This window comes from Protaetiibacter sp. SSC-01 (genome assembly GCF_014483895.1).
Classification (GTDB): Bacteria; Actinomycetota; Actinomycetes; order Actinomycetales; family Microbacteriaceae; genus Homoserinibacter.
Window position 1 is genome coordinate 1,728,163 of record NZ_CP059987.1, and the last position, 25,142, is coordinate 1,753,304.

At 71.2% G+C, this 25,142-nt stretch carries 20 protein-coding genes; 5 read left to right on the plus strand and 15 right to left on the minus strand.

Translation table 11 applies throughout. The annotated features are described in order from the left end of the window. Positions 1-7: 7 nt before the first annotated feature. From H4J02_RS08155 to H4J02_RS08205, 11 genes are all read right to left on the minus strand, one after another. Positions 8-1,117, minus strand: coding sequence for a glycosyltransferase (locus H4J02_RS08155; protein WP_187674136.1), 1,110 nt, complete (start codon positions 1,115-1,117; stop codon positions 8-10). Beyond that, complete coding sequence (ftsW, locus tag H4J02_RS08160; protein ID WP_187674137.1) at positions 1,114-2,376, minus strand: putative lipid II flippase FtsW; 1,263 nt, start codon at positions 2,374-2,376, stop codon at positions 1,114-1,116. Before ftsW ends, H4J02_RS08155 begins: the two co-directional genes overlap by 4 nt. Beyond that, on the minus strand, positions 2,321-3,886 hold the full coding sequence (gene murD / locus H4J02_RS08165; RefSeq protein ID WP_187674138.1) for a UDP-N-acetylmuramoyl-L-alanine--D-glutamate ligase: 1,566 nt from the start codon (positions 3,884-3,886) through the stop codon (positions 2,321-2,323). The genes ftsW and murD overlap by 56 nt, the downstream gene beginning before the upstream one ends. After that, the gene (gene mraY / locus H4J02_RS08170; RefSeq protein ID WP_187674139.1) at positions 3,871-4,983 is read right to left on the minus strand and encodes a phospho-N-acetylmuramoyl-pentapeptide-transferase; all 1,113 of its coding nucleotides are present in this window, start codon (positions 4,981-4,983) and stop codon (positions 3,871-3,873) included. Before mraY ends, murD begins: the two co-directional genes overlap by 16 nt. Continuing rightward, positions 4,980-6,395 carry a UDP-N-acetylmuramoyl-tripeptide--D-alanyl-D-alanine ligase gene (gene murF, locus H4J02_RS08175; protein ID WP_187674140.1) on the minus strand — a complete coding sequence of 472 codons (1,416 nt, stop codon included), beginning with the start codon at positions 6,393-6,395 and terminating at the stop codon, positions 4,980-4,982. Before murF ends, mraY begins: the two co-directional genes overlap by 4 nt. Beyond that, positions 6,392-7,954, minus strand: coding sequence for a Mur ligase family protein (locus H4J02_RS08180; protein WP_187674141.1), 1,563 nt, complete (start codon positions 7,952-7,954; stop codon positions 6,392-6,394). The genes murF and H4J02_RS08180 overlap by 4 nt, the downstream gene beginning before the upstream one ends. A 55-nt stretch (positions 7,955-8,009) precedes the next feature. Next, complete coding sequence (locus H4J02_RS08185) at positions 8,010-9,788, minus strand: penicillin-binding protein 2 (protein ID WP_187674142.1); 1,779 nt, start codon at positions 9,786-9,788, stop codon at positions 8,010-8,012. Between the two features lie 13 nt (positions 9,789-9,801). Beyond that, entirely contained in the window at positions 9,802-10,419 is a 618-nt protein-coding gene (locus tag H4J02_RS08190) for a hypothetical protein (RefSeq protein ID WP_187674143.1), read from the minus strand. Then, a complete protein-coding gene (gene rsmH, locus H4J02_RS08195; RefSeq protein ID WP_222942154.1) occupies positions 10,416-11,363 on the minus strand; it encodes a 16S rRNA (cytosine(1402)-N(4))-methyltransferase RsmH in 948 nt (315 codons plus the stop codon). The genes H4J02_RS08190 and rsmH overlap by 4 nt, the downstream gene beginning before the upstream one ends. A 102-nt stretch (positions 11,364-11,465) precedes the next feature. Then, positions 11,466-11,897 (minus strand): division/cell wall cluster transcriptional repressor MraZ, encoded by a 432-nt coding sequence (gene mraZ, locus H4J02_RS08200; RefSeq protein WP_187674145.1) that lies wholly within the window; start codon positions 11,895-11,897, stop codon positions 11,466-11,468. Between the two features lie 258 nt (positions 11,898-12,155). Continuing rightward, complete coding sequence (locus H4J02_RS08205; RefSeq protein ID WP_187674146.1) at positions 12,156-12,452, minus strand: DUF3040 domain-containing protein; 297 nt, start codon at positions 12,450-12,452, stop codon at positions 12,156-12,158. Between the two features lie 85 nt (positions 12,453-12,537). Here H4J02_RS08205 and H4J02_RS08210 point away from each other — a divergent pair, with 85 nt between their 5' ends. After that, positions 12,538-13,665, plus strand: coding sequence for a polyprenyl synthetase family protein (locus tag H4J02_RS08210; RefSeq protein ID WP_187674147.1), 1,128 nt, complete (start codon positions 12,538-12,540; stop codon positions 13,663-13,665). A gap of 120 nt (positions 13,666-13,785) precedes the next feature. Beyond that, positions 13,786-15,945 carry an RNA polymerase recycling motor ATPase HelR gene (helR, locus tag H4J02_RS08215; RefSeq protein ID WP_187674148.1) on the plus strand — a complete coding sequence of 720 codons (2,160 nt, stop codon included), beginning with the start codon at positions 13,786-13,788 and terminating at the stop codon, positions 15,943-15,945. Here helR and H4J02_RS08220 read toward each other — a convergent pair. After that, positions 15,942-16,295: an Rv2175c family DNA-binding protein gene (locus H4J02_RS08220; protein ID WP_187674149.1), complete on the minus strand. Its 354-nt coding sequence runs from the start codon at positions 16,293-16,295 to the stop codon at positions 15,942-15,944. The genes helR and H4J02_RS08220 overlap by 4 nt on opposite strands. 149 nt (positions 16,296-16,444) lie before the next feature. On the opposite strand from H4J02_RS08220, the gene H4J02_RS08225 reads away from it, so the two are divergent. Then, complete coding sequence (locus H4J02_RS08225; protein WP_262405989.1) at positions 16,445-17,770, plus strand: LysM peptidoglycan-binding domain-containing protein; 1,326 nt, start codon at positions 16,445-16,447, stop codon at positions 17,768-17,770. 107 nt (positions 17,771-17,877) lie between these two features. Beyond that, positions 17,878-19,827, plus strand: coding sequence for a Stk1 family PASTA domain-containing Ser/Thr kinase (gene pknB, locus H4J02_RS08230; RefSeq protein ID WP_187674150.1), 1,950 nt, complete (start codon positions 17,878-17,880; stop codon positions 19,825-19,827). A gap of 73 nt (positions 19,828-19,900) precedes the next feature. On the opposite strand, the gene H4J02_RS08235 is transcribed toward pknB, so the two are convergent. The 3 genes from H4J02_RS08235 to H4J02_RS08245 all read right to left on the minus strand — a co-directional run bounded on the left by H4J02_RS08235 (position 19,901) and on the right by H4J02_RS08245 (position 23,100). Beyond that, entirely contained in the window at positions 19,901-21,229 is a 1,329-nt protein-coding gene (locus H4J02_RS08235; protein ID WP_187676493.1) for a class II 3-deoxy-7-phosphoheptulonate synthase, read from the minus strand. Between the two features lie 152 nt (positions 21,230-21,381). Next, the gene (locus tag H4J02_RS08240; protein ID WP_187676494.1) at positions 21,382-22,074 is read right to left on the minus strand and encodes a 1-acyl-sn-glycerol-3-phosphate acyltransferase; all 693 of its coding nucleotides are present in this window, start codon (positions 22,072-22,074) and stop codon (positions 21,382-21,384) included. Between the two features lie 69 nt (positions 22,075-22,143). Beyond that, positions 22,144-23,100 carry an ROK family glucokinase gene (locus tag H4J02_RS08245; RefSeq protein WP_187674151.1) on the minus strand — a complete coding sequence of 319 codons (957 nt, stop codon included), beginning with the start codon at positions 23,098-23,100 and terminating at the stop codon, positions 22,144-22,146. Between the two features lie 135 nt (positions 23,101-23,235). Here H4J02_RS08245 and H4J02_RS08250 point away from each other — a divergent pair, with 135 nt between their 5' ends. Further along, entirely contained in the window at positions 23,236-25,059 is a 1,824-nt protein-coding gene (locus H4J02_RS08250) for a long-chain fatty acid--CoA ligase (RefSeq protein ID WP_187674152.1), read from the plus strand. The last annotated feature ends 83 nt before the right edge of the window (positions 25,060-25,142 follow it).

The window sequence follows — 25,142 nt, forward strand, 5'->3', positions numbered from 1 at the left end:
GTCAACGCTACCCGTCCGCCCCGGGTGCCGCCGACGCGGCCGGGTGCTCACGGAGGGCCCGCTCGACGAGGTCCACGAGGCGGTCGGCGCCATCGCGGCGGCCCGTCTGCGCCATGCGCGCAGCCATGTCGGCGACGAGCGCCGGGTCGTCGAGAAGACGCTGGAACGGGCCGCGCACCCACTCGGCGTCGAAGTCGGCGTCGGCCACGAGCAGCGCGCCGCCCGCGTCGACCGACTCGCGCGCGTTGAGCGCCTGCTCGCCGTTGCCGACCGCGTAGGGCACGAACACCGCGGGGATGCCGAGGGCCGCGAGCTCGCTCACGGTCGCCGAGCCGGCCCGCGAGATCGCGAGGTCGGCGGCGGAGAGGGCGAGGTCCATGCGGTCGCAGTAGGTGAGGATGCGGTAGCCGGGCAGCCCGGGATCCTCGACGGGTGCGCGGTCGCCCGTGATGTGCAGCACCTGCCAGCCCGCGGCCAGCACGGAGTCGACGGCGCCGGAGACGCCCTCGTTGAGGCGACGCGCGCCGAGCGATCCGCCCGTCACGAGAAGGGTCGGGCGCCCCTCCGCGAGGCCGAGCTCCGCGAGGGCCTGGGGGCGCACGGCGAAGCGGTCGAGCGCCTCGATCTCGCGCCGGAGCGGAAGGCCGACGACCTGGCCGTTCCGCAGCCGCGTGCCGGGGAACACCGTGCCGACGTAGCGGGTGCGGAGGGCGCCGTAGCGGTTGGCGATGCCGGGCCGTGCGTTGGCCTCGTGGATGACGAGCGGAAGCCCCGCGCGGTGGGCTGCGGCATAGGCGGGCGCGGCGACGTAGCCGCCGAAGCCGACGACGGCGTCGACGTGGCGCTCACGCAGGATGCGCTCGACCTCCTCGACCGTCGCGCGCCAGCGCTTGGGGAAGCGCAGCGCATCCGTGTTCGGGCGGCGCGGGAACGGCAGCCGCGCGACCGTCACGAGCTCGTAGCCGCGCTGCGGCACGAGCCGCGACTCGAGCCCCTCGGCCGTGCCGAGCACGAGCACCTCGGCGTCGGGCTGGCGCTCGCGGATGCGGTCGGCCGTCGCGAGCAGCGGGTTGACGTGGCCCGCGGTCCCGCCGCCGGCCATGAGGTACACGGTCACGACAGCACGCTACCCGGGGCGTCGACGCGGCGCGGGTCGCGGCGGGCGAACGACAGCACGATGCCGACCGCGAGGAGCGTCGTCACGAGCGAGGAACCGCCCGCGGAGATGAACGGCAGCGGCACGCCGAGCACCGGCAGGAGTCCGAGCACGACCGCGATGTTGACGAGCGCCTGGCCGATTATCCACACCATCGCGATGCTCGTCGCGAGCCGCGCGAACGGGTCGACCTGGCGGCGCACGATGCGCACGAAGCACACGGCGAGCACGAGGAAGAGCGCGACGACGAGGAGCGCGCCGACGAGGCCGAGCTCCTCGCCGATGACGGCGAAGATGAAGTCGGTCTCGGCCTCCGGCAGCCAGTTCCATTTCGCCTCGGAGTTGCCGAGACCCAGGCCGAAGAGGCCCCCGTTCGCGAGCGCCTGCCATCCGTGCAGCGGTTGGTAGCAGAAGCGCCCGATGAGCTGCGGATCGCCCTCGAGGCAGCCCGTGAGCCACGCGTCGATGCGGTCGCTGCGCGAGTCGCTGATGCGGATCGCGACGAAGGCCCCGAGGGCGAGCAGCGTCGTGATGACGCCGATGATGCGCAGGCGCACTCCCCCGAAGAAGAGGGCGCCGAGCACCATGGCCGTGAGGATGATGGTCGTGCCGAGGTCGTTGCCGAGCATGACGAGCATCAGCGCGCCGCCCGCGACGGGCACGATCGGCAGCACGTACTGGCGCCACTCGCTGGTGCGCCAGTCGTTGATGGCGCCGACCTTGCGCGTCACGATCATGCCGAGCCAGATGACGAAGCCGAGCTTGATGAACTCCGACGGCTGGAACGAGAACCCGCCGACGCTCAGCCAGTTGTTGTTGTAGCCGCCCGAGCCGATCGCGACGACGAGCACCTGCAGGGCGAGCGCGCCGATCATGAGGTGCCACGCCCAGCGCTTCCAGAAGATCGCGGGCGCGCGCGCGGCGATGAGCATGAGCGGGATGCCGATCGCGGCGAGGATCGCCTGACGCGTCGCGCGCGCGAAGAAGTCGTTGTCGGACACCCACGACTCGATCGACGACGACGAGAGCACCATGACGAGCCCGAAGACGACGAGGAAGAGCGTCGTGCCGAGCAGCAGGAAGTACTCCGGCGTCTCCGCCGCGAAGATGCGACGCACGCCGACGACGGCCGCGCGGCCCTGCCGTCCCTTCGACGGCTCGGGGTCAGGCGCGGGGTCCGCTCCCGGGCGCGGTCGGGCCGGGGGTCTGGTCGTCGTCATGCGCCGCCTCTCCCAGGTGCCTCCGCACCGCCTCGGCGAACCGCCTGCCGCGATCCGCGTAGTCCGTGAACTGATCCATCGACGCCGCCGCCGGGGCGAGCAGCACCACGTCGCCCGGCAGGGCGACGGATGCGGCCGCGCTCACCGCGGCGGACATCACGTCCCCAGTCTCCGATTGCTCCACCTCGAGCACCCGCACGTGGGGCGCGTGTCGCTGGAACGCGGCGCGCAGGGCGTCGCGGTCGACGCCGATGAGCACCGCGGCGCGCAGACGCGACGCGTGGCGCTCGACGAGCGGCGCCGGGTCGACGCCCTTGAGCAGTCCTCCCGCGATCCACACGACGCTCTCCGCGGCCCGGAGCGACGCATCCGCCGCGTGCGCGTTGGTGGCCTTCGAGTCGTCCATCCACACGACCCCCGACGCGACGGCGACGACCTCGGTGCGGTGCGCATCCATCCGGAACCCGGCGATCGCCGAGCGGATGCGGTCGGGCTCGACCCCCGCGGCGCGCGCGAGGGCGGATGCCGCGAGCACGTTCTGCACGGAGTGCGGCGCCGCGAGTCCCGCCGCCGCGAGCTCCTCGAGGGTCGTGAGTTCGAGCGCCGAGTTCCTGCGGTCGTCGAGGAAGGCGCGGTCGACGAGGATGCCCTCGATGACGCCGAGCGCGCTCGGTGAGGGCACGCCCACGCCGAAGCCGATCGCGCGGCATCCCTCCTGCACCTCGGCGTCCTCGACGAGGTGCATCGTGGCGTCGTCGGCGAGGTTGTAGACGCACGCGATGCGCGTGTTCTCGTAGACGCGGCCCTTCGCCGCGACGTAGGCCTCGCGCGAGCCGTGCCAGTCGAGGTGGTCGTCGGCGATGTTGAGGCACACGCTCGCGAGCGGGGCGAGCTCGCCGCCCGCGTTGCGGTGGCTCCAGTGCAGCTGGTAGCTCGAGAGCTCGACGACGAGCACGTCGAAGCCCGCGGGGTCGCGCACGGCGTCGAGCACGGGGATGCCGATGTTGCCCGCGGGCGCCGCGCGGAGGCCGCCCTCGACGAGCATGTGCGCCGTCAGCTGGGTCGTCGTCGTCTTGCCGTTCGTGCCCGTGACGAGGATCCACTCCATGGGCGTGCCGTCGGGTCGCAGCACCTTGTCGCGCACGCGCCAGGCGAGCTCGATGTCGCCCCACACGGGGATGTCGGCATCCGCCGCCCACATGAGCAGCGGGTGGTCGGGGTGGTAGCCGGGCGACACGACGACGAGGTCGGGCCCGAACGTCAGGAGCTCTTCGGGCACGCCCGCGTCGTCGGCGTGCTGCAGGAAGCCCGCGCCGATGACGCTCAGCAGCTCACGGTGCTCCTCGCTGCCGCGCGCCGCGACGACGAGGACGTCGGCCCCGAGCTCCACGAGGGTGTCGGCGACCGAGAACCCGGTCACCCCGAGCCCGAGCACGGCGACGCGGAGGCCCGACCAGTCGGCACGCCAGCTGGTCAGCTCCGCGAGCGGCGCGCTCAGCGGACCGCCCATTCCAGGTAGAACGTGCCGACGCCCGCGGCGACGCACAGAGCGCCGATGAGCCAGAAGCGCACGACGACCGTGATCTCGGCCCACCCCTTGAGCTCGAAGTGATGGTGCAGCGGGCTCATGAGGAAGATGCGTCTGCCCTGCCCGAATCTCCACTTCGTGACCTTGAAGTAGGCCCTCTGCAGGATGACGGAGCCGGTCGTGATGATGAAGAGGCCGCCCGTGAGCACGAGCAGCAGTTCCGTGCGGCTGAGGATCGCGAGGGCCGCGAGGGCGCCGCCGAGCGCGAGGGAACCCGTGTCGCCCATGAAGAGCTGCGCGGGCGAGGTGTTCCACCAGAGGAAGCCGACGAGGCTGCCGGCGATCGCCGCGGCCACGACCGCGAGGTCGATGGGGTCGCGCACGGTGTAGCACTTGTAGAGCACGTCGGCGTCGATGTTGGGGTTGAAGCACGACTGGTTGAACTGCCAGAACCCGATGAAGATGTAGGCCGAGATCGCGAACATCGACGCGCCCGTCGCGAGACCGTCGAGACCGTCGGAGACGTTGACGCCGTTCGACGCCGAGATGCTGATGATGTTGACCCACAGCAGGAACAGGATGACGCCGACGACGGGCCCGAAGGTGAAGAGGTCGAGCCACGGGATGTCGCGCACGCCCGAGATGTAGGTCGAGGCGGGCGTGAGGCCGTTCTCGTCGGGGAAGTTGAGCGCGAGCACGGCGAAGACCGTCGCGACGATCGCCTGGCCGACGACCTTCGACCATCCGCCGAGGCCCAGGCTGCGCTGCTTGCGGGTCTTGAGGAAGTCGTCGACGAAGCCGACGAGGCCGAGCCCCACCATCATCCCGAGCACGAGTGCGCCGACGCCCGTCCACGGCACGTCCCACAGGAGGTGCCCGACGATGTAGCCGAGCACGGTGCCGAGGATGAAGACGATGCCGCCCATCGTGGGCGTGCCGCGCTTCGTGTGGTGCGACTCCGGACCGTCGTCGCGGATGAACTGGCCCCAGCCGAGCCTCTTGAAGAGCCGGATCCAGAGCGGCGTCGTGAGGAGCGTGAAGACGAGCGAGAAGCTCGCGGCGGTCAGGAGGACGATCACGGCTGCTCCCCCACTCCCGCGAGGCGGTCACCGAGCAGGCGCAGTCCCGCGGAGTTCGACGACTTCACGAGCACGATGTCACCGGGACGCAGCTGCTCACTCAGCACATCGTAGGCCGCGTCCTGGTCGGGCACGAGCATCGACTCCCCGTCCCACGACCCCTCGAGGCCCGCGGCGGCGTGGATGTGGCGGGCGCCCTGGCCGACGACGACGAGCTGGCGGATGTCGAGGCGCACGACGAGACGCCCGATGCGGTCGTGCTCCTCCTGCGCGAACTCGCCGAGCTCGGCCATCTCGCCGAGGACGGCGACCGTGCGGCGCCCCTCGTCGCGGCCGAGCTGCGCGAGGGTCTTGAGGGCGGCGGCCGTCGAGTCGGGGCTCGCGTTGTAGGCGTCGTTGATGACGATGACGTCGTCGCCGCGCTCGAGCAGTTCCATGCGCCAGCGCTCGGCGCGGGGCACGCCCGCGAGGGCGGCGACGGCGCGGTCGAGGTCGACGCCGAGCTCGCGCGCGACCGTGAGCGTCGCGAGCGCGTTCATGACGTGGTGCTCGCCGAGGATGCGCAGCTGCACGCGCCAGCGCTCGCCGTCGGCGACGAGCGTGAAGGCCGTGCCGCGCACGCTCGTCTCGACGTCCTCCGCGCGCACCTCGGCATCCCGCGAGAGGCCGAAGCCCACGACGCGGGCGGCCGTGCGCCCCGCCATGCGGGCGACGCGCTCGTCGTCGACGTTGAGCACGGCGACATCCGTGGGGAGCAGGTCGGTGACCATCTCGGACTTCGCGGCCTCGGTCGCCTCGATGCCACCGAACTCGCCCGCGTGGGCGAGGCCCACCTTGAGCACGACCGCGACGTCCGGCCGTGCGATGCGCACGAGCCGCGAGATGTCGCCGGGGGCGCCGGCGCCCATCTCGGCCACGAGATAGCGCGTGCCCTCGTCGATGCGCAGCATCGTGATGGGCGCACCGACGTGGTTGTTGAAGGAGCCCTGCGGCGCGACGGTCGGGCCCTCGGCCTCGAGCACGGCGCGCAGCAGGTTCTTGGTCGTCGTCTTGCCGTTCGAGCCCGTGATGCCGATCACCTTGAGCCGCCCGAGCGACCGGACGCGCGTGACGACCTCGTGCGCGAGGGATGCGAGGGCGGCGTAGCCGTCGGCGACGACGAGCTGCGGCACCGAGAGTCCGAGGTCCTCGCGGCAGACGACGAGCGCCGCGCCGTTCTCGACCGCGACGGGCGCGAAGAGGTGCCCGTCGGTCTGCTCGCCGGGGAGGGCGAAGAAGATCGACCCGTCGGTCACGCGGCGCGAGTCCGTCTCGACCGTGCCGGAGACGATCGCATCCGCCGCGACGCCCGGCGGGAGCACGAGCTCACCGTCGAGGATGCCCGCGAGCTCCTCGAGACGCAGCGGGATCATGCCCAGCCCGCCTCGCGGAGGGCGGCGCGAGCCTCCTCGCGCGCCGAGTACGGGGTGCGGACGCCCTGGATGTCGCGGTAGTCCTGGTGGCCGGGGCCCGCCCAGAGGATCGAGTCCCCCTCCTTCGCGAGGCCGACCGCGACGCGGATGGCCTGCTCGGGCGGGCTGACCTCGTGGATCTCCGGCTTGTTCTGGGCGAGCGCCGCACCCTCGAGGAGCGTCTTGCGGATCGACTCCGGGTCCTCGAAGCGCGGGTGGTGGTCGGTGATGACGAGGATGTCGCACCCCTCGGCGGCGACGCGCGCCATGTCGTGCCGCTTCGTGGTGTCGCGGTCTCCGTCGGCGCCGAACACCATGATCGTGCGACCTGTCGTGAATTGCCGCACGGCCGCGAGGGTGTTCTCGAAGGCGTCGGGGCTGTGACCGAAGTCGACGTAGACGCTCGGACCGCGGTCGCCCGACACCCGCTCGGTGCGGCCGGGGAGGTAGGCCTCGATGCCGCCGTCGGCGTCGAGCGCGGCGCCGATCGCCTCGAGCTCGAAGCCCGCCTCCACGAGCATGACGATCGCGAGGGCCGCGTTGGCCGCCATGTGCCAGCCGATGAGCGGCTCGCGCGTGACGAGCTCGCGCCCGTCGGGGCCCGTGAGCCGGAACTCGGTGTACGCGGCGGTCTCGTCGAGGATGTCGACGCGCCACTCGGCGGATGCGACGTCCTCGTCGCTCGCGTGGCCGACCGTCGCGATCGTCGTGACGGGGATGCGCGACCCCTCGACCACGCGGCGTCCGTACGCGGTATCGAGGCACACGACGCCGCGGCGCGCGTGTTCGGGCGTGAAGAGCGGGAGCTTCGCCTGGAAGTACTCCTCCATGTCGGCGTAGTCGTCGAGGTGGTCGTGGCTGAGATTCGTGAAGCCCGCGACGTCGAACACGAGGCCGTCGACGCGGTGCCGCGAGAGGGCCTGAGCGCTCACCTCGACGGCGACCGCGCGGACGCCGGCCTCGCGCATCCGGGCGAGCAGGGCGTGCATCTCGCTCGCCTCGGGCGTCGTGAGGAGGCTCACGACCGAGAGCTCGCCGATGTGGCGCTCGGCCGTCGTCGAGAGGCCCGTCACGAGACCGAGCTGGCGGAGGACGGCCTCGAGCAGGTAGCTCGTCGAGGTCTTGCCGTTGGTGCCCGTCGTCGCGAACAGGAGCGGTGGGTCGTCGTCGGTGCGGTAGACCCACGCCGCGATCTCGCCGAGCGCCGCGCGGGGCGACGGCACGAGCACGACGGGGAGTCCGCTCTCGGCGGCGAGCTCGGCACCGGCCTCGTCTGTCACGATCGCGACCGCGCCGCCCTCGGCGGCCTTGGTCGCGTAGGCCGCGCCGTGCTGCTTCGCGCCCGGCACGCCGACGAACAGGTCACCCGGATGCAGGTCGCCCGTCGCGAGGGTCACACCCGTGACCTCGACGCCGTCCAGGTCGCCTCGGTACTCGAGCCCGAACTCCTGGACGAGGGTCGCGAGCGGTCGCGGGGTGGGGTGCTCGGGGCGGAGGATCGGAGGGATCCGTGAGCTCACGCTGCGTGGCCTCCTGTGTCTCGAATCGTCCGCCCGTTCGCCCCGCTCTGCGGACTCACCAGGTGAGCGGGTTGTCCGGTGCGGGGACCGTCGACGGGGTCACCCGGTAGGTCTTGATGACCTGCTTGATGATCGCGTTGAAGGTCGGAACCGCCGCAGCCGATGTCTTCATCGTAACGGGCTTCGCGAAGGTCACGACAACGGCGTACTGCGGGTCGTCGACCGGGAACATGCCCGCCATCGACACGATGCGGTCGGTGCCGTAGGCGTTGCCCGAGGCCACCTCGGCCGTTCCCGACTTGGCGGCGATGCGGTAGCCCGGCACGGCGAGCTGGGACGCGTACGGGTGCTGGGTCGTCATGCCCTCGAGCATCGTCACGACGTCGTCGGCGGCCTGCTCCGACACGACGCGCGTGCCCTGCGGGTCGGGAACGCCCGTGTACGTGCCGTCGGGCAGCTCGCATCCCTCGACGAGCGTGAGCGGGATGCGCACGCCGCCGTTCGCGAGGGTCTGGTAGAGGCTCGCGACCTGCGCGCTCGTCGCCGTCATGCCCTGCCCGAACTGCTGCGCGACCGCCGTCACCGGGTCGCTCTCCGAGACGGATCGCACGAAACCCTTGCTCTCGCCGAGGAAGTCGGCCCCGGAATACTGGCTGCCGAAGCCGAAGGCCTTGAGGTACTCGATGCGGCGCTCGAGCGGCATGAGCTCCGACATCTGCGCGATGCCGATGTTGGAGGAGTTCACGAGGATGCCGGCCGTCGTGTAGTTGACGTCGCCGTGCCAGAAGGAGTCGGTGATGCGCGTCCCCGTGCCGGGCACGGTGTAGCTCGACTTCACGGTGAAGGGCGTCGTGCGGCTGATGAGCCCCGCGTCGAGGAGGGATGCGACGGTCGCCGCCTTGATGACGGAGCCCGGCTCGAACGGGGCCACGAAGCTGCGCGCGCCCGCATCCTCCGCCGAGGCGGAGTTCAGGTCGTTGGGGTCGACCGCAGGCCAGTCGGCGGCCGCGCGGATCTTGCCGGTCTTGACCTCGACGACGAAGGCCGTGGCCCACTCCGCGCCGATCGCCGCGCCCTGCTCGGCGAGGGCCTGCTGCGCGAACCACTGCAGGTCGGAGTCGATCGTGAGGTGCACGGTGCCGCCGTTCGTGGCGGGCTGCTCGACGACCTCCGAGCCCGGCATGCGCACGCCGTCCTCGCTCATCGTGTAGCTGACCTGGCCGTTCTCGGAGGCGAGGCACTCGTCCCACTGCAACTCCGTGCCCGAGAGCGGGCGATCGCGTCCCATGAGGCCTACGAGGTTGCCCGCGATCGCTCCGTTCGGGTAGCTGCGAGCCGGCTGCGGCTCGCTGTACACCCACGGGATGCCGAGCTTCTTGACCTTCTTGAACGCCTCGAGGTCGACGGCCTTCACGAGCAGCGCCCAGGGCGCGTCCGGATCGGCGGTGAGCGCGTCGAACATGGCCTGCACGTCGGCGCCGCCCACGGCATCCGAGATCTCGCCGAGTGCCTCCATGACGCCCACGTGCTCGGTGCGCTTCTCGCCGTCGACCTCGATGCGACGGTAGAAGCCCTCGAGGTCGACGTTGATGGGCGCGGCCGTGATGTTGAAGCGGTCGACGCTCGTCGCGAGCACCGTGCCGTTGGCGTCGACGATGCTGCCGCGCGTGCCCCACAGGGTGGCCGAGTAGTAGTTCGAGCCGGCGGCCTCGCGGTAGGTGTCGGCGCGCACGAGCTGGATGTCGACGAGCCGGATCGAGAACACGGCGACGATCGCGAAAACCGCGAGCACGGCCACCGCGAGCCGTCGACGGGATCTGCGGGCTTCGATCACGATCCTCCCCCGGTCAACGCGTCGTCGGCGACGGTAGCGTGCCGGATGCTCCCCCCACGGGAGCGACACCCGGCGCCTGGGTGGTGCCCGGCTGATCGGTGGTGGTCGTGGTGGTGGGCGTGCCGTTCTGGCCCCCGGCCGCGGCCGCGATCGTCGCGGGGTCGAGCAGCGTCGAACCGTCGGCGATGAGCGCGTTGCCGATGAGGTTGCCGCCCGTGCCGACGAGTTGGCCGTTCGGCTCCGACGCCCAGCCGAGCGCCTGCCCGGTCGCGACGTCGAGGAAGACGGGGTTGCCGCTTGACACCATGCCGAGCGCCGCGGCGTTCGCCATGAGGCTCTGGGTCGAGCTCACCTGGTCGAGCACCTCGGATGCCGCGTGCTTCTCGCGCACGAGGTCGCGCTTCTCGCCCTGGAGGCTCGAGATGCGGTAGGCGCCCTCGGCGAGCACGAGGCTCATGAGCAGCTGGGCGAGCAGGATCGCGCCGATGCCCGAGATCGCCACGAGCGCCGCGTAGATGCGCGGGCGGGCGCGGCGCTGGGCGCGCGTGGGCGCGATGTCGAGGTGCCGACGCGGCGCCTCGTGCTCCCGCTCGGGGACGGGTAGCCGGACGGCTGCTGTGGCGGTGCTCATGCGGCCTCCCGGATCCGCTCGGCGGCGCGCAGGCGCACCGGCGTGGCGCGCGGGTTGCGCGCGCGCTCCTCATCGGATGCAAGCTCGGCGCCGCGGGTGAGCAGCGTGAGCTCGGGTCGGTGCTCGGGCAGCTCGACGGGCAGCCCGCGCGGGGCCGTCGAAGTCGAGCGGGCCTGGAACTCGCGCTTGACGATGCGGTCCTCGAGCGACTGGTACGCCATCACCACGATGCGTCCGCCGACCTCGAGGCAGTCGATCGCCGCCGGCACGGCGCGCTCGAGCACCGACAGCTCCTGGTTGACCTCGATGCGCAGCGCCTGGAAGACGCGCTTCGACTGGTGGCCCGCGCGGCGCGCCGCCGCGGGGGTCGCGGCGTCGATGATCGCGACGAGCCGGGCGGAGGTCTCGATGGGCGCGACTTTGCGTTCCTCGACGATGCGGCGTGCGTAGCGCGGGGCGAGCTTCTCGTCGCCGTACTCCCAGAAGATGCGACGCAGCTGCGCCTCGTCGTACTCGGCGAGCACGCGTGCGGCCGTGAGTTCGGCGGTGTCGTCCATGCGCATGTCGAGCGGCGCGTCGTGCGAGTACGAGAAGCCGCGGTCGACCTCGTCGAGCTGCATCGACGAGACGCCGAGGTCCATGAGCACGCCCGCGACGCGCGCGATGCCGAGCCCGTCGAGGGCCTCCGGCATCCGGTCGTAGACCGTGTGCACGAGGTGCACGCGCTCGCCGAACGGAGCGAGCCGCTCGCCCGCGAGCGCGAGGGCGTGCCGGTCCCGGTCGAGGCCCACGAGCTGGATGCGGTCGAAGCGCGCGAGGAGCGCCTCGGCATGCCCGCCGAGGCCGAGGGTCGCGTCGACGACGACGGCGCCCGGCGCGCTGAGCGCGGGCGCGAGGAGCTCGACGCAGCGGTCGAGGAGCACGGGGACGTGGCGGTCGTTCATGGTCTGCAGTGGTCCTCGTCCCCCGGATCCGATCCCCATCCGCCGCCACCTGGCACCGGGGAAGGTGCGCCAGGGAGCGCGGCTGAGGGTCGCATCCGGGGGTCAGAACAGTCCCGCGATCACCTCCTCGTCGGTCTCGGCGAAGCCCGCCTCGGTCTCCTCGTAGTAGGAGTTCCAGGCGACGGAATCCCAGATCTCCGCGCGGTTGCCCGCGCCGATGACGACGAGCTCACGGCCGAGGCCGGCGTACTCGCGGAGCATCGACGGGATCGTCACGCGGTGCTGCTTGTCGGGCATCTCCTCGGATGCGCCGCTCAGGAACAGGCGCAGGAAGTCGCGGCCCTTCTTGCCGGTCACGGGCGCCTGCCGGGCGCGCTCGTGGAGCTCTTCGAACTCCCGCTGGCTGAAGAGGTAGATGCAGCGCTCCTGACCGCGGGTCATCACGACGCCGTTCGCGAAGTCGCCCATGAACTTCGCAGGCAGGATGATCCGCCCTTTCTCGTCGAGCTTGGGAGCGAACGTGCCGAGCAGCATGTCGTCCCCCTTCGCTCCGGCCAGATACGGGTTTGCTCCACTTTACTCCACACTCCACCACCAGCCAAGCGATTTCACGCGAGATCGGCACCCAAAGCGAAGATCTTCCCTTGAAACTCAAGGGAAGCAGGGGGTGGAGGGATGTGGAGGAGAAATGGAGGAGGCGAGCCGCGTCAGGGCAAACAAAAAGGCCGGCCCGAAGGCCGGCCTTTCGAGGTCCGGATCAGCGCGGGGTCGTCCCGCGCGGGGTGGCGTGCGTCAGCGGTGCGTGCGCGGTCGCGACGGGACCGTGAATCGCAGCGGCGGCGCCACGACGAGCACGACGCCCGCGAACATCGCCACGAAGCCGAGGAGGCCGACGAGCGGCTGACGGATGACGACGCCCGTGACGAGCAGCCCGAGACCGACGAGGAGACCGACGGCGGCGAGAACGATCGCGGTCCCGTTGGCACGACCGGGTCGCGAACCGACCGTCGCGACGTCCTCCGCCTCACTGTGGTAGAGGTTGCGCTCCATCTCGTCGAGGAGGCGCTGCTCCTGTTCCGAAAGCGGCATCTCGAGCTCCTTGCAGACAGCCGGCGAGTGCGGGTGCCGCCGGTGACTCGATTGTAGGCGTGTCTCGGCTGGCTAGGCTAGGCGCGTGCCTGGGAGTACGCGGTTAGTCGACCTGATAGCTGCTCGGATCGACGACGCATTCGACGGTCACGAGACGGCTCTCGCCGAGATCGCGCCCGATCTCGCCCCCCTCGTCACTCAGGCGCGCGGCCTTCTGGCGGGCGGCAAGCGCTTCCGTGCGCTGTTCTGCTACTGGGGCTGGCAGTCCGTCGCGTCGATCGCCGGCGACGGCGAGCTCGCCGAGCTCGACGGGCCCGACACCGCGCGCGCCCTCCCCGCCGTCGTCTCCGTCGCGGCCGCGCTCGAGCTCTTCCACGCTGCCGCACTCGTCCACGACGACATCATCGACAAGTCCGACATCCGCCGCGGCCGGCCCGCTGCGCACCGCGCGTTCGAGTCTCTCCACCGTGAGCAGGGCTGGGACGGCGACGCCGCCGCCTTCGGCACCTCGACCGCGATCCTGCTGGGCGACCTCCTCCTCGGGTGGGCCGACGAGCTCTTCGAGGACGGTCTCGCGATGCTCGACGACCCGGAGGCCGCGCGTGCGGCGCGCGCCGAGTTCTTCACGATGCGCACCGAGGTGACGGTCGGCCAGTACCTCGACGTGCTCGAGGAGGACTCCTGGAAGTCCCGGCCCGACAGCGAGGCCCTCCCCCGCGCCCACCGCGTCATCGTCTACAAGTCGGCCAAGTACAGCGTCGAGGCGCCCCTCGCGATCGGCGGCGCCCTCGCAGGCGGCTCGCTCGCGCAGCTCGCGGCCCTGCGCGAGTTCGGTCTCCCGCTCGGTGTCGCCTTCCAGCTGCGCGACGACATGCTCGGCGTCTTCGGCGACCCGGAGTTGACGGGCAAGCCCTCGGGCGACGACCTGCGCGAGGGCAAGCGCACGGTGCTCATCGGCCTCGCGCGCCAGAAGATGCCCCCCACCGCCGTGCGCGTGCTCGACGAGCTGCTCGGCGACCCCTCGCTCGACGACGCGCAGGTGCGGATGCTCCAGAACACGATGCGCGACAGCGGCGCCGCCGACCAGGTGGAGCGGATCATCGCGCACAACGTGCGGATCGCGCTCGAGTCGCTCGAGAACGCGCCCCTCAGCTCCTCCGCCCGATCGGAGCTCTCGCGGCTCGCGGACCGCGTGACGCGTCGCGACGCATGACGTCCGCGGGGTTCCAGGATACCCCCCGAACCTCGACGGTGACCCGGTGATAAGTCGCGGCATCCGTGTGACGATGGCAGGCCGACGTCCTCGCCGCACGACCCGCCCCGGAGCCGCCCCGTGACCGTATCCGTCTTCGACCTCCCCGAACGCCTCGCCGCGAAGGCCGAGCCCGCCCTCATCGCCGACGACGAGCGGCGGTTCCGGGCGATCGCGGCGGCAGTCGAGCGGCAGCTCTCCGAGCTCGAGGCCCGCCTCGACGAGACGCGTCTCCGCGGCGGCGACAACAACCAGGAGGTGCTCGAACGCGACCTCGCGGTGCACGAGCTGAGCGCGCGCATCCGGATGCTGCACCGCTTCGGCCTCGACGTGTGCCTCGGGCGCATGGTCGCCGAGGACGACCCCGAGCCCGTGTACATCGGCCGCCTGAGCCTCGCGGACGAGGACGGCACGCGTCTGCTCGTCGATTGGCGCGCCCCTGCAGCCGAGCCGTTCTTCGCCGCGACCCACGCCAACCCGATGGGCCTCGCGAGCCGTCGCCGCTACCGCTGGACGCGCGGGCGGGTCACCGACTACTGGGACGAGGTCTTCACCGCGGAGGGGCTCGAGCACAACGCGGCGCTCGACGACCAGTCGGCGTTCATCGCGAGCCTCGGTGCGAGCCGCTCGCCGCAGATGCGCGACGTGCTCGCGACGATCCAGGCGGACCAGGACGCCATCATCCGCTCCCCTTCGCGCGGCCCGCTCGTCGTCGACGGCGGGCCCGGTACGGGCAAGACGGTCGTCGCGCTGCACCGCACGGCCTACCTGCTCTACGCCGATCCGCGCCTCGGCCATCGCCGCGGTGGCGTGCTTTTCGTGGGGCCGCACGAGCCCTACCTCTCCTACGTCGCCGACGTGCTGCCGAGCCTCGGCGAGGAGGGCGTGCAGACCTGCACCCTGCGCGACCTCGTGCCCGAGGGGCGCACGGCGGGTGTCGAGACCGATCCGGAGGCCGCACGCCTCAAGGCCTCGGCTCGGCTGGTCGACGCCGTCGAGAACGCCGTGCGCGCCTACGAGCGACCGCCCGAAGAGGAGCTCACGGTCCAGACGCCATGGGGCACCGTGTGGATCGGTCCGTCCGAGTGGGCGGAGGCGTTCGACGCCGTCGAGCCCGGCACGACGCACAACGAGGCGCGTGCGGTCGTGTGGGAGTCGGTGCTCGAGATCCTCGTCGACCAGGTCGATGCGCAGACCCCGCCGCACCTCGTGCGTCGCGCGCTCGCGCAGCACCGCGAGCTCACGCGCACCTTCACGCGGGCGTGGCCCGTGCTCGACCCCGCGGGGGTCGTCGCCGACCTGTGGTCGGTGCCCGCGTACCTGCGCCTCCACGCGCCCTGGCTCGACGCGGGAGAGGTGCGCGCCCTCACCCGGCAGGACGGACGTGCGTGGACGACGGCCGACCTGCCGTACCTCGACGCGGCCCGTCGGCTCATCGGCGACCCGGATGCCGTGCGCGTCGCCCGGCGGCGGGCTGCGGCCCTCGAATCCGAGCGCGAGGTGCGGGAGCGCGTCGTCGAGGAGCTCATCGCGGCCGACGACGACCGCGAGGGCGAGGTGCAGGCCCTCCGTCAGCAGCCCTTCGCCGACCGCCTGATCGACGAGGCGGCGCTGCCCTCGCTCGCACCCGACGAGCTCGCGGGACCGTACGCGCACGTCGTCGTCGACGAGGCCCAGGAGCTCACGGACGCCGAGTGGACGATGCTCCTGCGCCGCGCACCCTCGCACAGCCTGACGATCGTGGGCGACCGCGCGCAGGCTCGGCACGGATTCCACGAGAGCTGGCAGGACCGGCTCGCGCGCGTCGGGCTCGACGACGTGCGGATGTCGACCCTGACCGTCAACTACCGCACGCCCGAGGAGGTCATGGCGGAGGCGGAGCCGGTCATCCGCGCGGCGATCCCCGACGCGAACGTGCCCGTCGCGGTGCGGAGCAGCGGCATCCCCGTGCTGCACCTGCCCCTGAGCGCGCGCGACGGCGTGCTCGAGGAGTGGCTCGCGACCCACGGGGAGGGCGTCGCGTGCGTCATCGGCGACGGCACCTTCGCCGGGATGCCGCGCGTTCGCTCTCTGACCCCGGAGCTCGCGAAGGGGCTCGAGTTCGACCTCGTGCTCGTCGTCGACCCCGAGACGTGGGGCGACGGCGTCGAGGGTGCCGTCGACCGCTACGTCGCGATGACGCGCGCGACGCAGCAGCTCGTCGTGCTGCGCTCGGAGGGTGCGGAGGGCGCAGACGCCTAGAAGGCGAGCGCCTGGGCGACCCGCCTCACCTCGGCCTTCCGGCCGGCCCGCAGCGCCTCGATGGGCGCCGTGCCGAGGGTGTCGTCCTCCTCGAGCAGCCAGTGCAGGGCCTCGTCGTCCGTGTAGCCGGAGTCGGCGAGAAGTACGAGCGTGCCGCGCAGCTCGTGCAGCGGCTCCCCATCGCGCAGGAAACTCGCGGGCACGCGCAGCACGCCGTCGACCCGCGTGCCGAGGAGGTGCTTGTCCTCCAGCAGACGGTGCACCTTGGAGGGCGTGAGGCCCAGCAGGTCGACGAGTTCGGGAACGGTGAGCCACTCGGAGGCGGGTTCGGTCACCTTCCTAGCGTGCATGACTTCGGCGTCCGATGCACAAACGGCGAATGTTACGAACAGATGAACTCAAACCACAGCAGCCACAGTAATTGACACTGTTAAACATCTGTGACACGTTATCCCGAGACCGGATACGCCCTCGGGCCGGAGGGGAAGGCAGGACGGCGATGCAGCAGACGCAAGAGGTGGGGGACCGCGCACGCGCGGTCTTCGCGGGGCTCACCCCCAGCTACACGGCGCCCGTGCGCGAGAACGCGATGCCCGCGGCGCTCGCGAAGGGCATGATGGCGACGATGCCGATCGTGCTCACCGGTGCGCTCAGCGTCACCGGCGTCGTCTCCCCCGTCGATGCCGCCCCCGCCGCCGAGCGCAAGCCCGCGAAGCCCAAGACCACCCTCGGCAGCACGGTCCGTGCGGCGGTCGCCGCGGCATCCGCCACGACCGCCAAGCAGGTCGCCGTCCCGCCGACCTACACGGTCAGGTCGGGCGACACGGTCTCGAGCATCGCCGGCCGCTATGGCCTCGCGACCGCGAGCGTGCTCGCGCTCAACGGCCTCGGCTGGAAGTCGCTCATCTTCCCCGGGCAGGTGCTCAAGCTGACGGGCGCGGCAGCCCCGGCCCCCGTGGCACCCGCCGCGCCGGCAGCCGGTGGCCGCTACACGATCCAGAAGGGCGACACGATCAGCGGCATCGCCGCCCGCTTCGGCGTCTCGACCCAGTCGGTTCTCACGGCCAACGGGCTCAGCTGGTCGAGCATCATCTACCCCGGCCAGACCATCGCGATCCCCGGCTCGACCCTCCCCGCGCAGAACGTCTCATCCGTGACGCCCGCGCCCGCCGCGCCCGCGCCCGCGCCCGCACCCGCCGAGCCGACGACGCCCGTGGTCTCGACACCCGCGCCGGTGCTCAACTCGAGCTACGCCATCAAGTCGGGCGACACCATCTCGGGCATCGCGAAGAAGTTCGGCGTGAGCATCCAGTCGCTCCTCGACGCCAACGGCCTCGGCTGGTCGAGCATCATCTACGCCGGGCGCACGCTCACCATCCCGGGCGTCGCCGTCGTCCAGGACGGCGGCACCGTCACCCCTCTCACCGAGGAGATGGCTGCCAACGCGCGCATCATCATCCAGGTGGGGCGTGAGCTCGGCGTGCCGGACCGCGGCATCGTCATCGCCCTCGCGGCGGCCATGCAGGAGTCGAGCCTCCGCAACATCAACTACGGCGACCGCGACTCGCTCGGCCTGTTCCAGCAGCGCCCGAGCACCGGATGGGGCACGCCGGAGCAGATCCTCAACGCCTCGCACGCCGCCCGCCTCTTCTACGGCGGCCCGTCGAACCCCAACAAGGGCAAGACGCGCGGCCTCCTCGACATCCCCGGGTGGCAGTCGATGAGCCTCACGCAGGCGGCGCAGGCCGTGCAGATCTCGGCCTACCCCGACGCGTACGCCAAGTGGGAGACGAGCGCGACCGCATGGCTGGCGCAGCTGGGCTGACGGAGCCGCTCGACACGGTCCCGGTCGAGGCCGAGCGCGCCGTGTCCGTCGAGCCGGGGGCCGCGTGGCTGCCCGGTGGCGACGACGCGTCCTCCTACACTCGAAAGGTGACCACGAGCACCACCGATCCCATGATCGGGCGCCTCATCGACGGGCGGTACCAGGTGCGCTCTCGCATCGCCCGCGGCGGCATGGCGACGGTGTACCTCGCGACCGACCTGCGCCTCGAGCGCCGCGTCGCGGTCAAGGTCATGCACGGGCACCTCGCCGACGACGACCAGTTCAAGCAGCGCTTCATCCAGGAGGCGCGCTCGGCCGCGCGACTCGCCCACCCCAACGTCGTCAACGTCTTCGACCAGGGGCAGGACGACGACTCGGCCTACCTCGTCATGGAGTACCTGCCGGGCATCACGCTGCGCGACCTCCTGCAGGAGCACGGTGCCCTCACCGCCGAGCAGACGATCGACATCGCCGAGTCGGTGCTGTCGGGTCTCGCCGCCGCCCACAAGGCGGGCATCGTCCACCGCGACCTCAAGCCCGAGAACGTGCTGCTGGCCGACGACGGCCGCATCAAGATCGGCGACTTCGGCCTCGCGCGCGCGGCATCCGCCAACACGGCCACGGGTGCTGCTCTGCTGGGCACGATCGCGTACCTCTCCCCCGAGCTCGTGACCCGCGGCATCGCCGACGCACGCAGCGACATCTACGCCGTCGGCATCATGATGTTCGAGATGCTCACGGGCGAGCAGCCCTTCAAGGGCGAGCAGCCCATGCAGATCGCCTACCAGCACGCGAACGACTCGGTTCCCCCGCCCTCGAACGCCAACCCGCGCGTGCCCGCCGAGCTCGACGAGCTCGTGCTGTGGGCGACCGCGCGCGACCCCGAGGAGCGCCCGCGCGACGCGCGCGTCATGCTCGACCAGCTGCGCGACACCGAGACCCTCCTCCACACGGCCCTGCCCACGCAGGCGACGGCGCTGCAGCGCACGATGGTGTTGCCGTCCGCCCGTCAGAACACCGCCGAGACCCAGGTGCTCGGCGCCCGGGCACCCCAGCCCACGCAGGAGACCGCCCCCGTGAGCGCCAACGCGGCCAAGCTCGGCGAGAAGGCGGGCTCGCGCCGCACGCGCGGCTGGCTCGCCTTCGTGCTCGTGCTCGTGCTCGCCCTCGCGGCGGGCGGCGCCGGCTGGTGGTTCGGCGCGGGGCCCGGCGCGCACGTGACGATCCCGACGTCGATCCAGAACCTGACCCCGGATGCCGCGACCGCCGAGCTCGCGGAGCTCGGCATCGAGGTGGAGGGCACCGCGGAAGACTGGAGCCTCGACGTGGCTGCGGGCCTCGTCATGGAGAGCGACCCCGCTCTCGGCTCGAGCATCCGCAAGGGCACGCCGATCACGCTCATCGTGTCGAAGGGGCCGCAGCCCACGGCCGTGGGGCAGCTCGCAGGCCTCTCGCTCACCGACGCGGATGCGCTGCTCGAGCAGGCGGGACTGGAACGCGGCGAGACCCCCGACTACGTCTTCAGCGACCAGCCGAAGGACGTCGTGCTCGCCGCATCCGTCACCGTCGACGGCTCCCCCGTCGACGTCTCGCAGGGCTCCGACGCGCTCTTCCAGGGCCAGACGGTCGAGCTGCGGGTCTCGGCCGGTGTGCTGCCGGAGCTCCGCGGGAAGAGCGTGGACGAGGCGCGGGGGGCGCTCACGGACGCGGGGCTCGACGTGGCAGACGAAGTGCAGCGCAATTACAGCGACGACGTGCCGAAGGATGCCGTCATCGGCATCGTCGATCAGGGCGAGATCCGCCCCGGCGACACCGTCATCCTCAACGTCTCCGACGGGCCGCAGCCCGTCGACGTGCCCGACATCGTCGGCCTCAACTGGATCGACGCGAAGAAGAAGCTCGCCGAGGTCGGGCTGAAGTACGAGTACTGGAACAACCCCAGCAAGGCGGTCGGCGAGAGCGAGCTGGCCGGATTCGCGATCGTGCAGCAGATCGACCCCGACAGCGGTCAGCTCCCCAAGGGCAGCACGATCCGCGTGCGCCTCTCGATCGGCTGACCCTCGCGCGCGGTGGTCTCGAGACGCGTCGCCTGCGGCGGCGCTCCTCGACCACCTGAGGAGAGCGCGACCGCTAGCGGGCGCTGAGCTCCTCGGCCACGAGGAACGCGAGCTCGAGCGACTGCATGTGGTTGAGCCGCGGGTCGCACAGCGACTCGTACTTCGTCGCGAGGGTCGCCTCGTCGATCATCTCGGAGCCGCCGAGGCACTCGGTGACGTCGTCGCCCGTGAGCTCGACGTGGATGCCGCCCGGGTGGGTGCCCGCGTTGCGGTGGGCCTCGAAGAAGCCCCGCACCTCGTCGACGACGTCGTCGAAGCGACGCGTCTTGTAGCCGGTCTCCGTCGTCATGCCGTTGCCGTGCATGGGGTCGGTGACCCACAGCGGTGTCGCGTCCATGCTCTTGATGGCCTCGAGCAGCGGGGGCAGGGCGTCGCGGATCTTGCCGGCGCCCATGCGCGTGATGAACGTCAGGCGGCCCGGCTCGCGCTCGGGGTCGAGCTTGTCGATGAGCTTCTCCATCGTCTCGACCGTCGTCGACGGGCCGAGCTTCACGCCGATGGGGTTGCGGATGCGCGAGAAGTAGTCGACGTGCGCGCCGTCGAGGTCGCGCGTGCGCTCCCCGATCCACAGGAAGTGGGCGGAGGTGTTGACGGCGGTGCCGTTGCGCGAGTCGATGCGCGTCATGGGGCGCTCGTAGTCCATGAGCAGGCCCTCGTGCGAGGTGTAGAACTCGACGCGCTTGAGCTCGTCGAAGTCGGCACCCGCGGCCTCCATGAAGCGGATGGCGCGGTCGATCTCCTTCGCGAGGCCCTCGTAGCGCTGGTTCGCCGGGTTCGACGCGAAGCCCTTGTTCCACGAGTGCACCTCGCGGAGGTCGGCGAAACCACCCTGCGTGAAGGCGCGGATGAGGTTCAGCGTCGACGCGGCCGTGTGGTAGCCCTGCACGAGGCGGCGCGGGTCGGCCTCGCGCGACTCCGGCGTGAAGTCGTAGCCGTTGACGATGTCGCCGCGGTACGCCGGCAGCGTCACGTCGCCGCGGGTCTCGAAGTCGCTCGAGCGGGGCTTCGCGAACTGGCCCGCCATGCGGCCCATCTTCACGATCGGCATCGAGGCGCCGTACGTGAGCACGACGGCCATCTGCAGGAGCGTCTTGACGCGGTTGCGGATCTGGTCGGCGGTCGCCCCCGCGAAGGTCTCGGCGCAGTCGCCGCCCTGCAGCAGGAACGAGTCGCCGCGCGCCGCGCGCGCGAGCCGCTCGCGGAGGATGTCGACCTCACCGGCGAAGACGAGCGGCGGGAGCGCCGCGATCTCCGCGGATGCCGCGGCCACCGCATCCGCGTCGGCCCACTCCGGCTGCTGCTTGATCGGCAGCTGGCGCCAATAGTCGAGACCGGCGATCACGGCGGGATCTGCCTGAACAACGGTCTCGGACTGCTCTGCCACGGGAGGTTCCTCTGTATCGGATGTGGGTGAAGGGTGGGCGAACTCGCCCCAGCGAGTCAGCCTAACCGAGGGCGCATGCCCCTGCTGACGGGGTCGGGGTGCCGATGGGGTCAGGCCTGGGACTTGGTCTGCGGGCGGCCCTTGACGCTCGAGGCGTAGACGTCGACGTACTCCTGGCCGCTCAGGTGCGAGAGCTCGTACATGATCTCGTCGGTGATCGAGCGGAGCACGAAGCGGTCGCCCTCCATGCCCGCGAAGCGCGAGAAGTCGAGGGGCTCCCCGAACACGATGCCGACGCGGCGCACCTTCGGGATCTTCACGCCGACCGGCATGACCTTCTCGGTGTCGATCATCGCGACCGGCACGACCGGCGCGCCCGCCTCGAGCACCATGCGCGCGATGCCCGTACGGCCGCGGTAGAGGCGTCCGTCGTGGCTGCGGGTGCCCTCCGGGTAGATGCCGAGCCATCCGCCGGACGACAGGTGGTCGAGGCCCGTGTTGAGCGACGCCTCCGAGGCCTTGCCGCCCGAGCGGTCGATCGGCAGCTGCCCGACGCCGAGGAAGAACCAGCGGATGATGCGGCCCTTGATGCCGCGCCCGGTGAAGTACTCGCTCTTCGCGAGGAAGCGGATCTGCCGGTCGACGATGAGCGGCAGGAAGATCGAGTCCATGAAGGACAGGTGGTTGCTCGCGAAGATGACGGGGCCGCTCGTGGGCACGTTCTCGAGCCCCTTCGTCCAGGGCCGGAACACGGACAGCAGGAACGGACCGACGATGACGTGCTTCAGGAAGAGGTAGAACACGTCATCCATCCCATCGCGCCGACCGCCGGCTCCGTCGTACGAGTCTAGGCGCGACGGATTCCGAGCCCGTCATGCGCCCCGGGCCTCCGCGTGCGTCCGCGCGATGTCGGCGGCGCCCACGACACCCGCGTCGTTCACGAGCTCCGCCGTCGCGAACGCGGGCTCCGGGTGGAAGCCGCGCGCCGGCAGGTGGGCGTGGAACGCCTCGCGGATCGGCTCGAGCAGCAGCTCCCCCGCCGCCGCGACGCCGCCGCCGAAAACGAACACCTGCGGGTCGAGCACGGCGCTCAGCGAGGCCGCAGCCTGACCGAGCCAGCCGCCCAGCTCGCGCAGCGCGAAGAGAGCGCCCGGGTCCTGCGCGACGATGAGCTCGTAGACGGCGTGGCCGTCGAGCTCGCCGTTCCGCTCGCGAGCGGATGCGAGGGCCTGCCCGATGCCGCGCTGGTCGGCGATCTCGTTGGCGAAGCGCAGCAGCGCCCGCCCCGAGCCGTACTGCTCGATGCAGCCGCGCTGGCCGCATCCGCACGGGAGCCCGCCCGGAACGACGCGCATGTGGCCGATCTCCGCGGCCGTGCCGAAACCGCCGCGCAGCAGACGCCCGCCCGTGACGATCGCGCCGCCCACGCCCGTGCCGATCGTCAGGAGGGTCATGTCGCGGTAGCCGCGGCCCGCGCCGAAACGGAACTCCGCCCATCCGGCCGCGTTCGCGTCGTTGTCGATCGTGATGTCGAGCCCGGGGAGGCGCTGCGACAGATCCGCGCGCAGCGGCTCGCTGCGCCACGGGATGTTCGGGGTGTAATACACGGTCGACTGCTCGGCGTCGATGAAACCGGGTGCCGCGACGCCCACCGCCGCGACATCCTGACCGCCGCGCAGGCTCTCGACGACCTCGACGACGGCGTCGATGATCGCCTCGCCGTCACCCGCCGGGGTGGGTCGCCGCTCCTGGTGCACAATCGTGCCGTCGTCGGAGACGAGTCCGCCCGCGATCTTCGTTCCGCCGATGTCGATTCCGATGGCATGCACGAGCGACGAGTCTAGCCAGCGCGCCCCGTTCGCGGGCCTTCCGGCGCGGTGAGGCGGGTACCGGCACGGATGGGGGACGCGCCGGGTTACAGTGGTGTCCTAGCCCGAGCCCATTCCGGTACCGAAGGAGCTGCCGTGAACGAGATCTACGTCCCCGCTGTCGTACCCGCGGACCCGGAAGCGAACGCATCCGATCTGCTCGTCGATCGAGTGGCCAAGACGCCCGACTCACCCCTCTTCGCCCTGCCCACCGCCGACGGCGGCTGGGAGGACGTGTCGGCCGCCGAGTTCCACCGGCAGGTCGTCGCCCTCGCGAAGGGGCTCATCGCCGCCGGCGTGAAGCCCGGCGACAAGATCGGCTTCATCTGCCGCACGCGGTACGAGTGGACGCTCGTCGACTTCGCCACCTGGTTCGCCGGCGCCGTGCTCGTGCCCATCTACGAGACGTCGTCGCCGTCGCAGATCGCCTACATCCTGACCGACTCGGGAGCCAACGCCATCATCGTCGAGACCGCCGAGCACTTCGCGCGCTTCGACGAGGTGCGCGCCGACCTCGCGGACGTCGAGAAGGTGTGGCAGATGCACCTCGGCGACCTCGAGAAGCTCGTCGAGGGCGGCAGCGGCATCACCGACGCAGAGGTCGAGGAGCGCCGCACCATCGCCAAGGGCTCCGACCTCGGAACCCTCATCTACACCTCCGGCTCCACCGGCACCCCCAAGGGCTGCATCCTCACCCACTCCAACTTCGTCGAGCTCTCGCGCAACGCGGCCGTCGCGATGAAGGAGGTCGTGGAGCCCGGATCGTCGACCCTCCTCTTCATCACCACGGCGCACGTCTTCGCGCGCTTCATCTCGATCCTCGGCGTCCACGCCGGGGTCAAGGTCGGCCACCAGGCCGACACGAAGCAGCTGCTCCCCGCGCTCGGCAGCTTCAAGCCGACCTTCCTCCTCGCGGTCCCCCGCGTGTTCGAGAAGGTCTATAACTCGGCCGAGCAGAAGGCCGAAGCCGGTGGCAAGGGGAAGATCTTCCAGAAGGCCGCGGATGTCGCCATCGCGCACTCGAAGGCCCTCGACGCCGGCAAGGTGCCGCTCGGCCTCAAGCTGCAGTTCGCGCTGTTCGACAAGCTCGTGCTCAGCAAGCTGCGCGCCGCCATGGGCGGCAACGTCAAGTACGCCGTCTCCGGTTCCGCGCCGCTCGGCCAGCACCTCGGCCACTTCTTCCGCAGCCTCGGCGTCAAGATCCTCGAAGGCTACGGACTCACCGAGACCACCGCGCCCGCCACGGTCAACATCGTCGCCAAGTTCAAGATCGGCACCGTCGGCACCCCGCTCCCCGGCGTCGGCATCAAGATCGCCGACGACGGCGAGGTGCTCGTCAAGGGCGTCGACGTGTTCGAGGGCTACTGGAACAACCCGGAGGCGACCGCGGAGGTCTTCACCGACGAGTGGTTCCACACCGGCGACATCGGCTCGCTCGACGACGAGGGCTACCTCACCATCACGGGCCGCAAGAAGGAGATCATCGTCACCGCGGGCGGCAAGAACGTCGCCCCCGCGGGCCTCGAGGACCCGATCCGCGCCAACCCGATCGTGGGCCAGGTCGTCGTCGTCGGCGACCAGAAGCCGTTCATCTCGGCGCTCGTCACCCTCGACTCCGAGATGCTCCCCGTGTGGCTCAACAACAACGGCGAAGCCGGCGACATGAGCCTCACCGAGGCCGCCCGCAACCCCAAGGTGATCGCCGAGGTGCAGCGCGCGATCGATGCCGCGAACGCGAAGGTGTCGCGTGCCGAGTCGATCCGCAAGTTCAAGATCCTCGACATCGAGTTCACCGAGGCGTCGGGCCACCTCACGCCGAAGCTCTCGATCAAGCGCAACGTCATCATGAAGGACTTCGCACCGGTCATCGAGGAGCTCTACTCGAGCGCCCCGGTCACCGAGGGCATCTCCCTGCGCTGAGTTGTCCGGCGCCGCGATAATCCGCGGCGCAGCGCCGTAGGGCCGGCCGCGCGCGAGCGGCCGGCCCTACGAGTGCGCACACC

Bases quoted from the DNA above. Each gene is read 5' to 3' on its own strand.
- murF (WP_187674140.1), bottom strand. From the start codon at position 6,395: ATGATCCCGCTGCGTCTCGAGGAGCTCGCGGGCATCCTCGACGGTGAG.
- rsmH (WP_222942154.1), bottom strand. From the start codon at position 11,363: ATGAACGACCGCCACGTCCCCGTGCTCCTCGACCGCTGCGTCGAGCTC.
- murD (WP_187674138.1), bottom strand. From the start codon at position 3,886: ATGGGCGGTCCGCTGAGCGCGCCGCTCGCGGAGCTGACCAGCTGGCGT.
- H4J02_RS08225 (WP_262405989.1), top strand. From the start codon at position 16,445: ATGCAGCAGACGCAAGAGGTGGGGGACCGCGCACGCGCGGTCTTCGCG.
- ftsW (WP_187674137.1), bottom strand. From the start codon at position 2,376: ATGACGACGACCAGACCCCCGGCCCGACCGCGCCCGGGAGCGGACCCC.
- H4J02_RS08190 (WP_187674143.1), bottom strand. From the start codon at position 10,419: ATGAGCACCGCCACAGCAGCCGTCCGGCTACCCGTCCCCGAGCGGGAG.
- H4J02_RS08220 (WP_187674149.1), bottom strand. From the start codon at position 16,295: ATGCACGCTAGGAAGGTGACCGAACCCGCCTCCGAGTGGCTCACCGTT.
- mraZ (WP_187674145.1), bottom strand. From the start codon at position 11,897: ATGCTGCTCGGCACGTTCGCTCCCAAGCTCGACGAGAAAGGGCGGATC.
- H4J02_RS08205 (WP_187674146.1), bottom strand. From the start codon at position 12,452: ATGCCGCTTTCGGAACAGGAGCAGCGCCTCCTCGACGAGATGGAGCGC.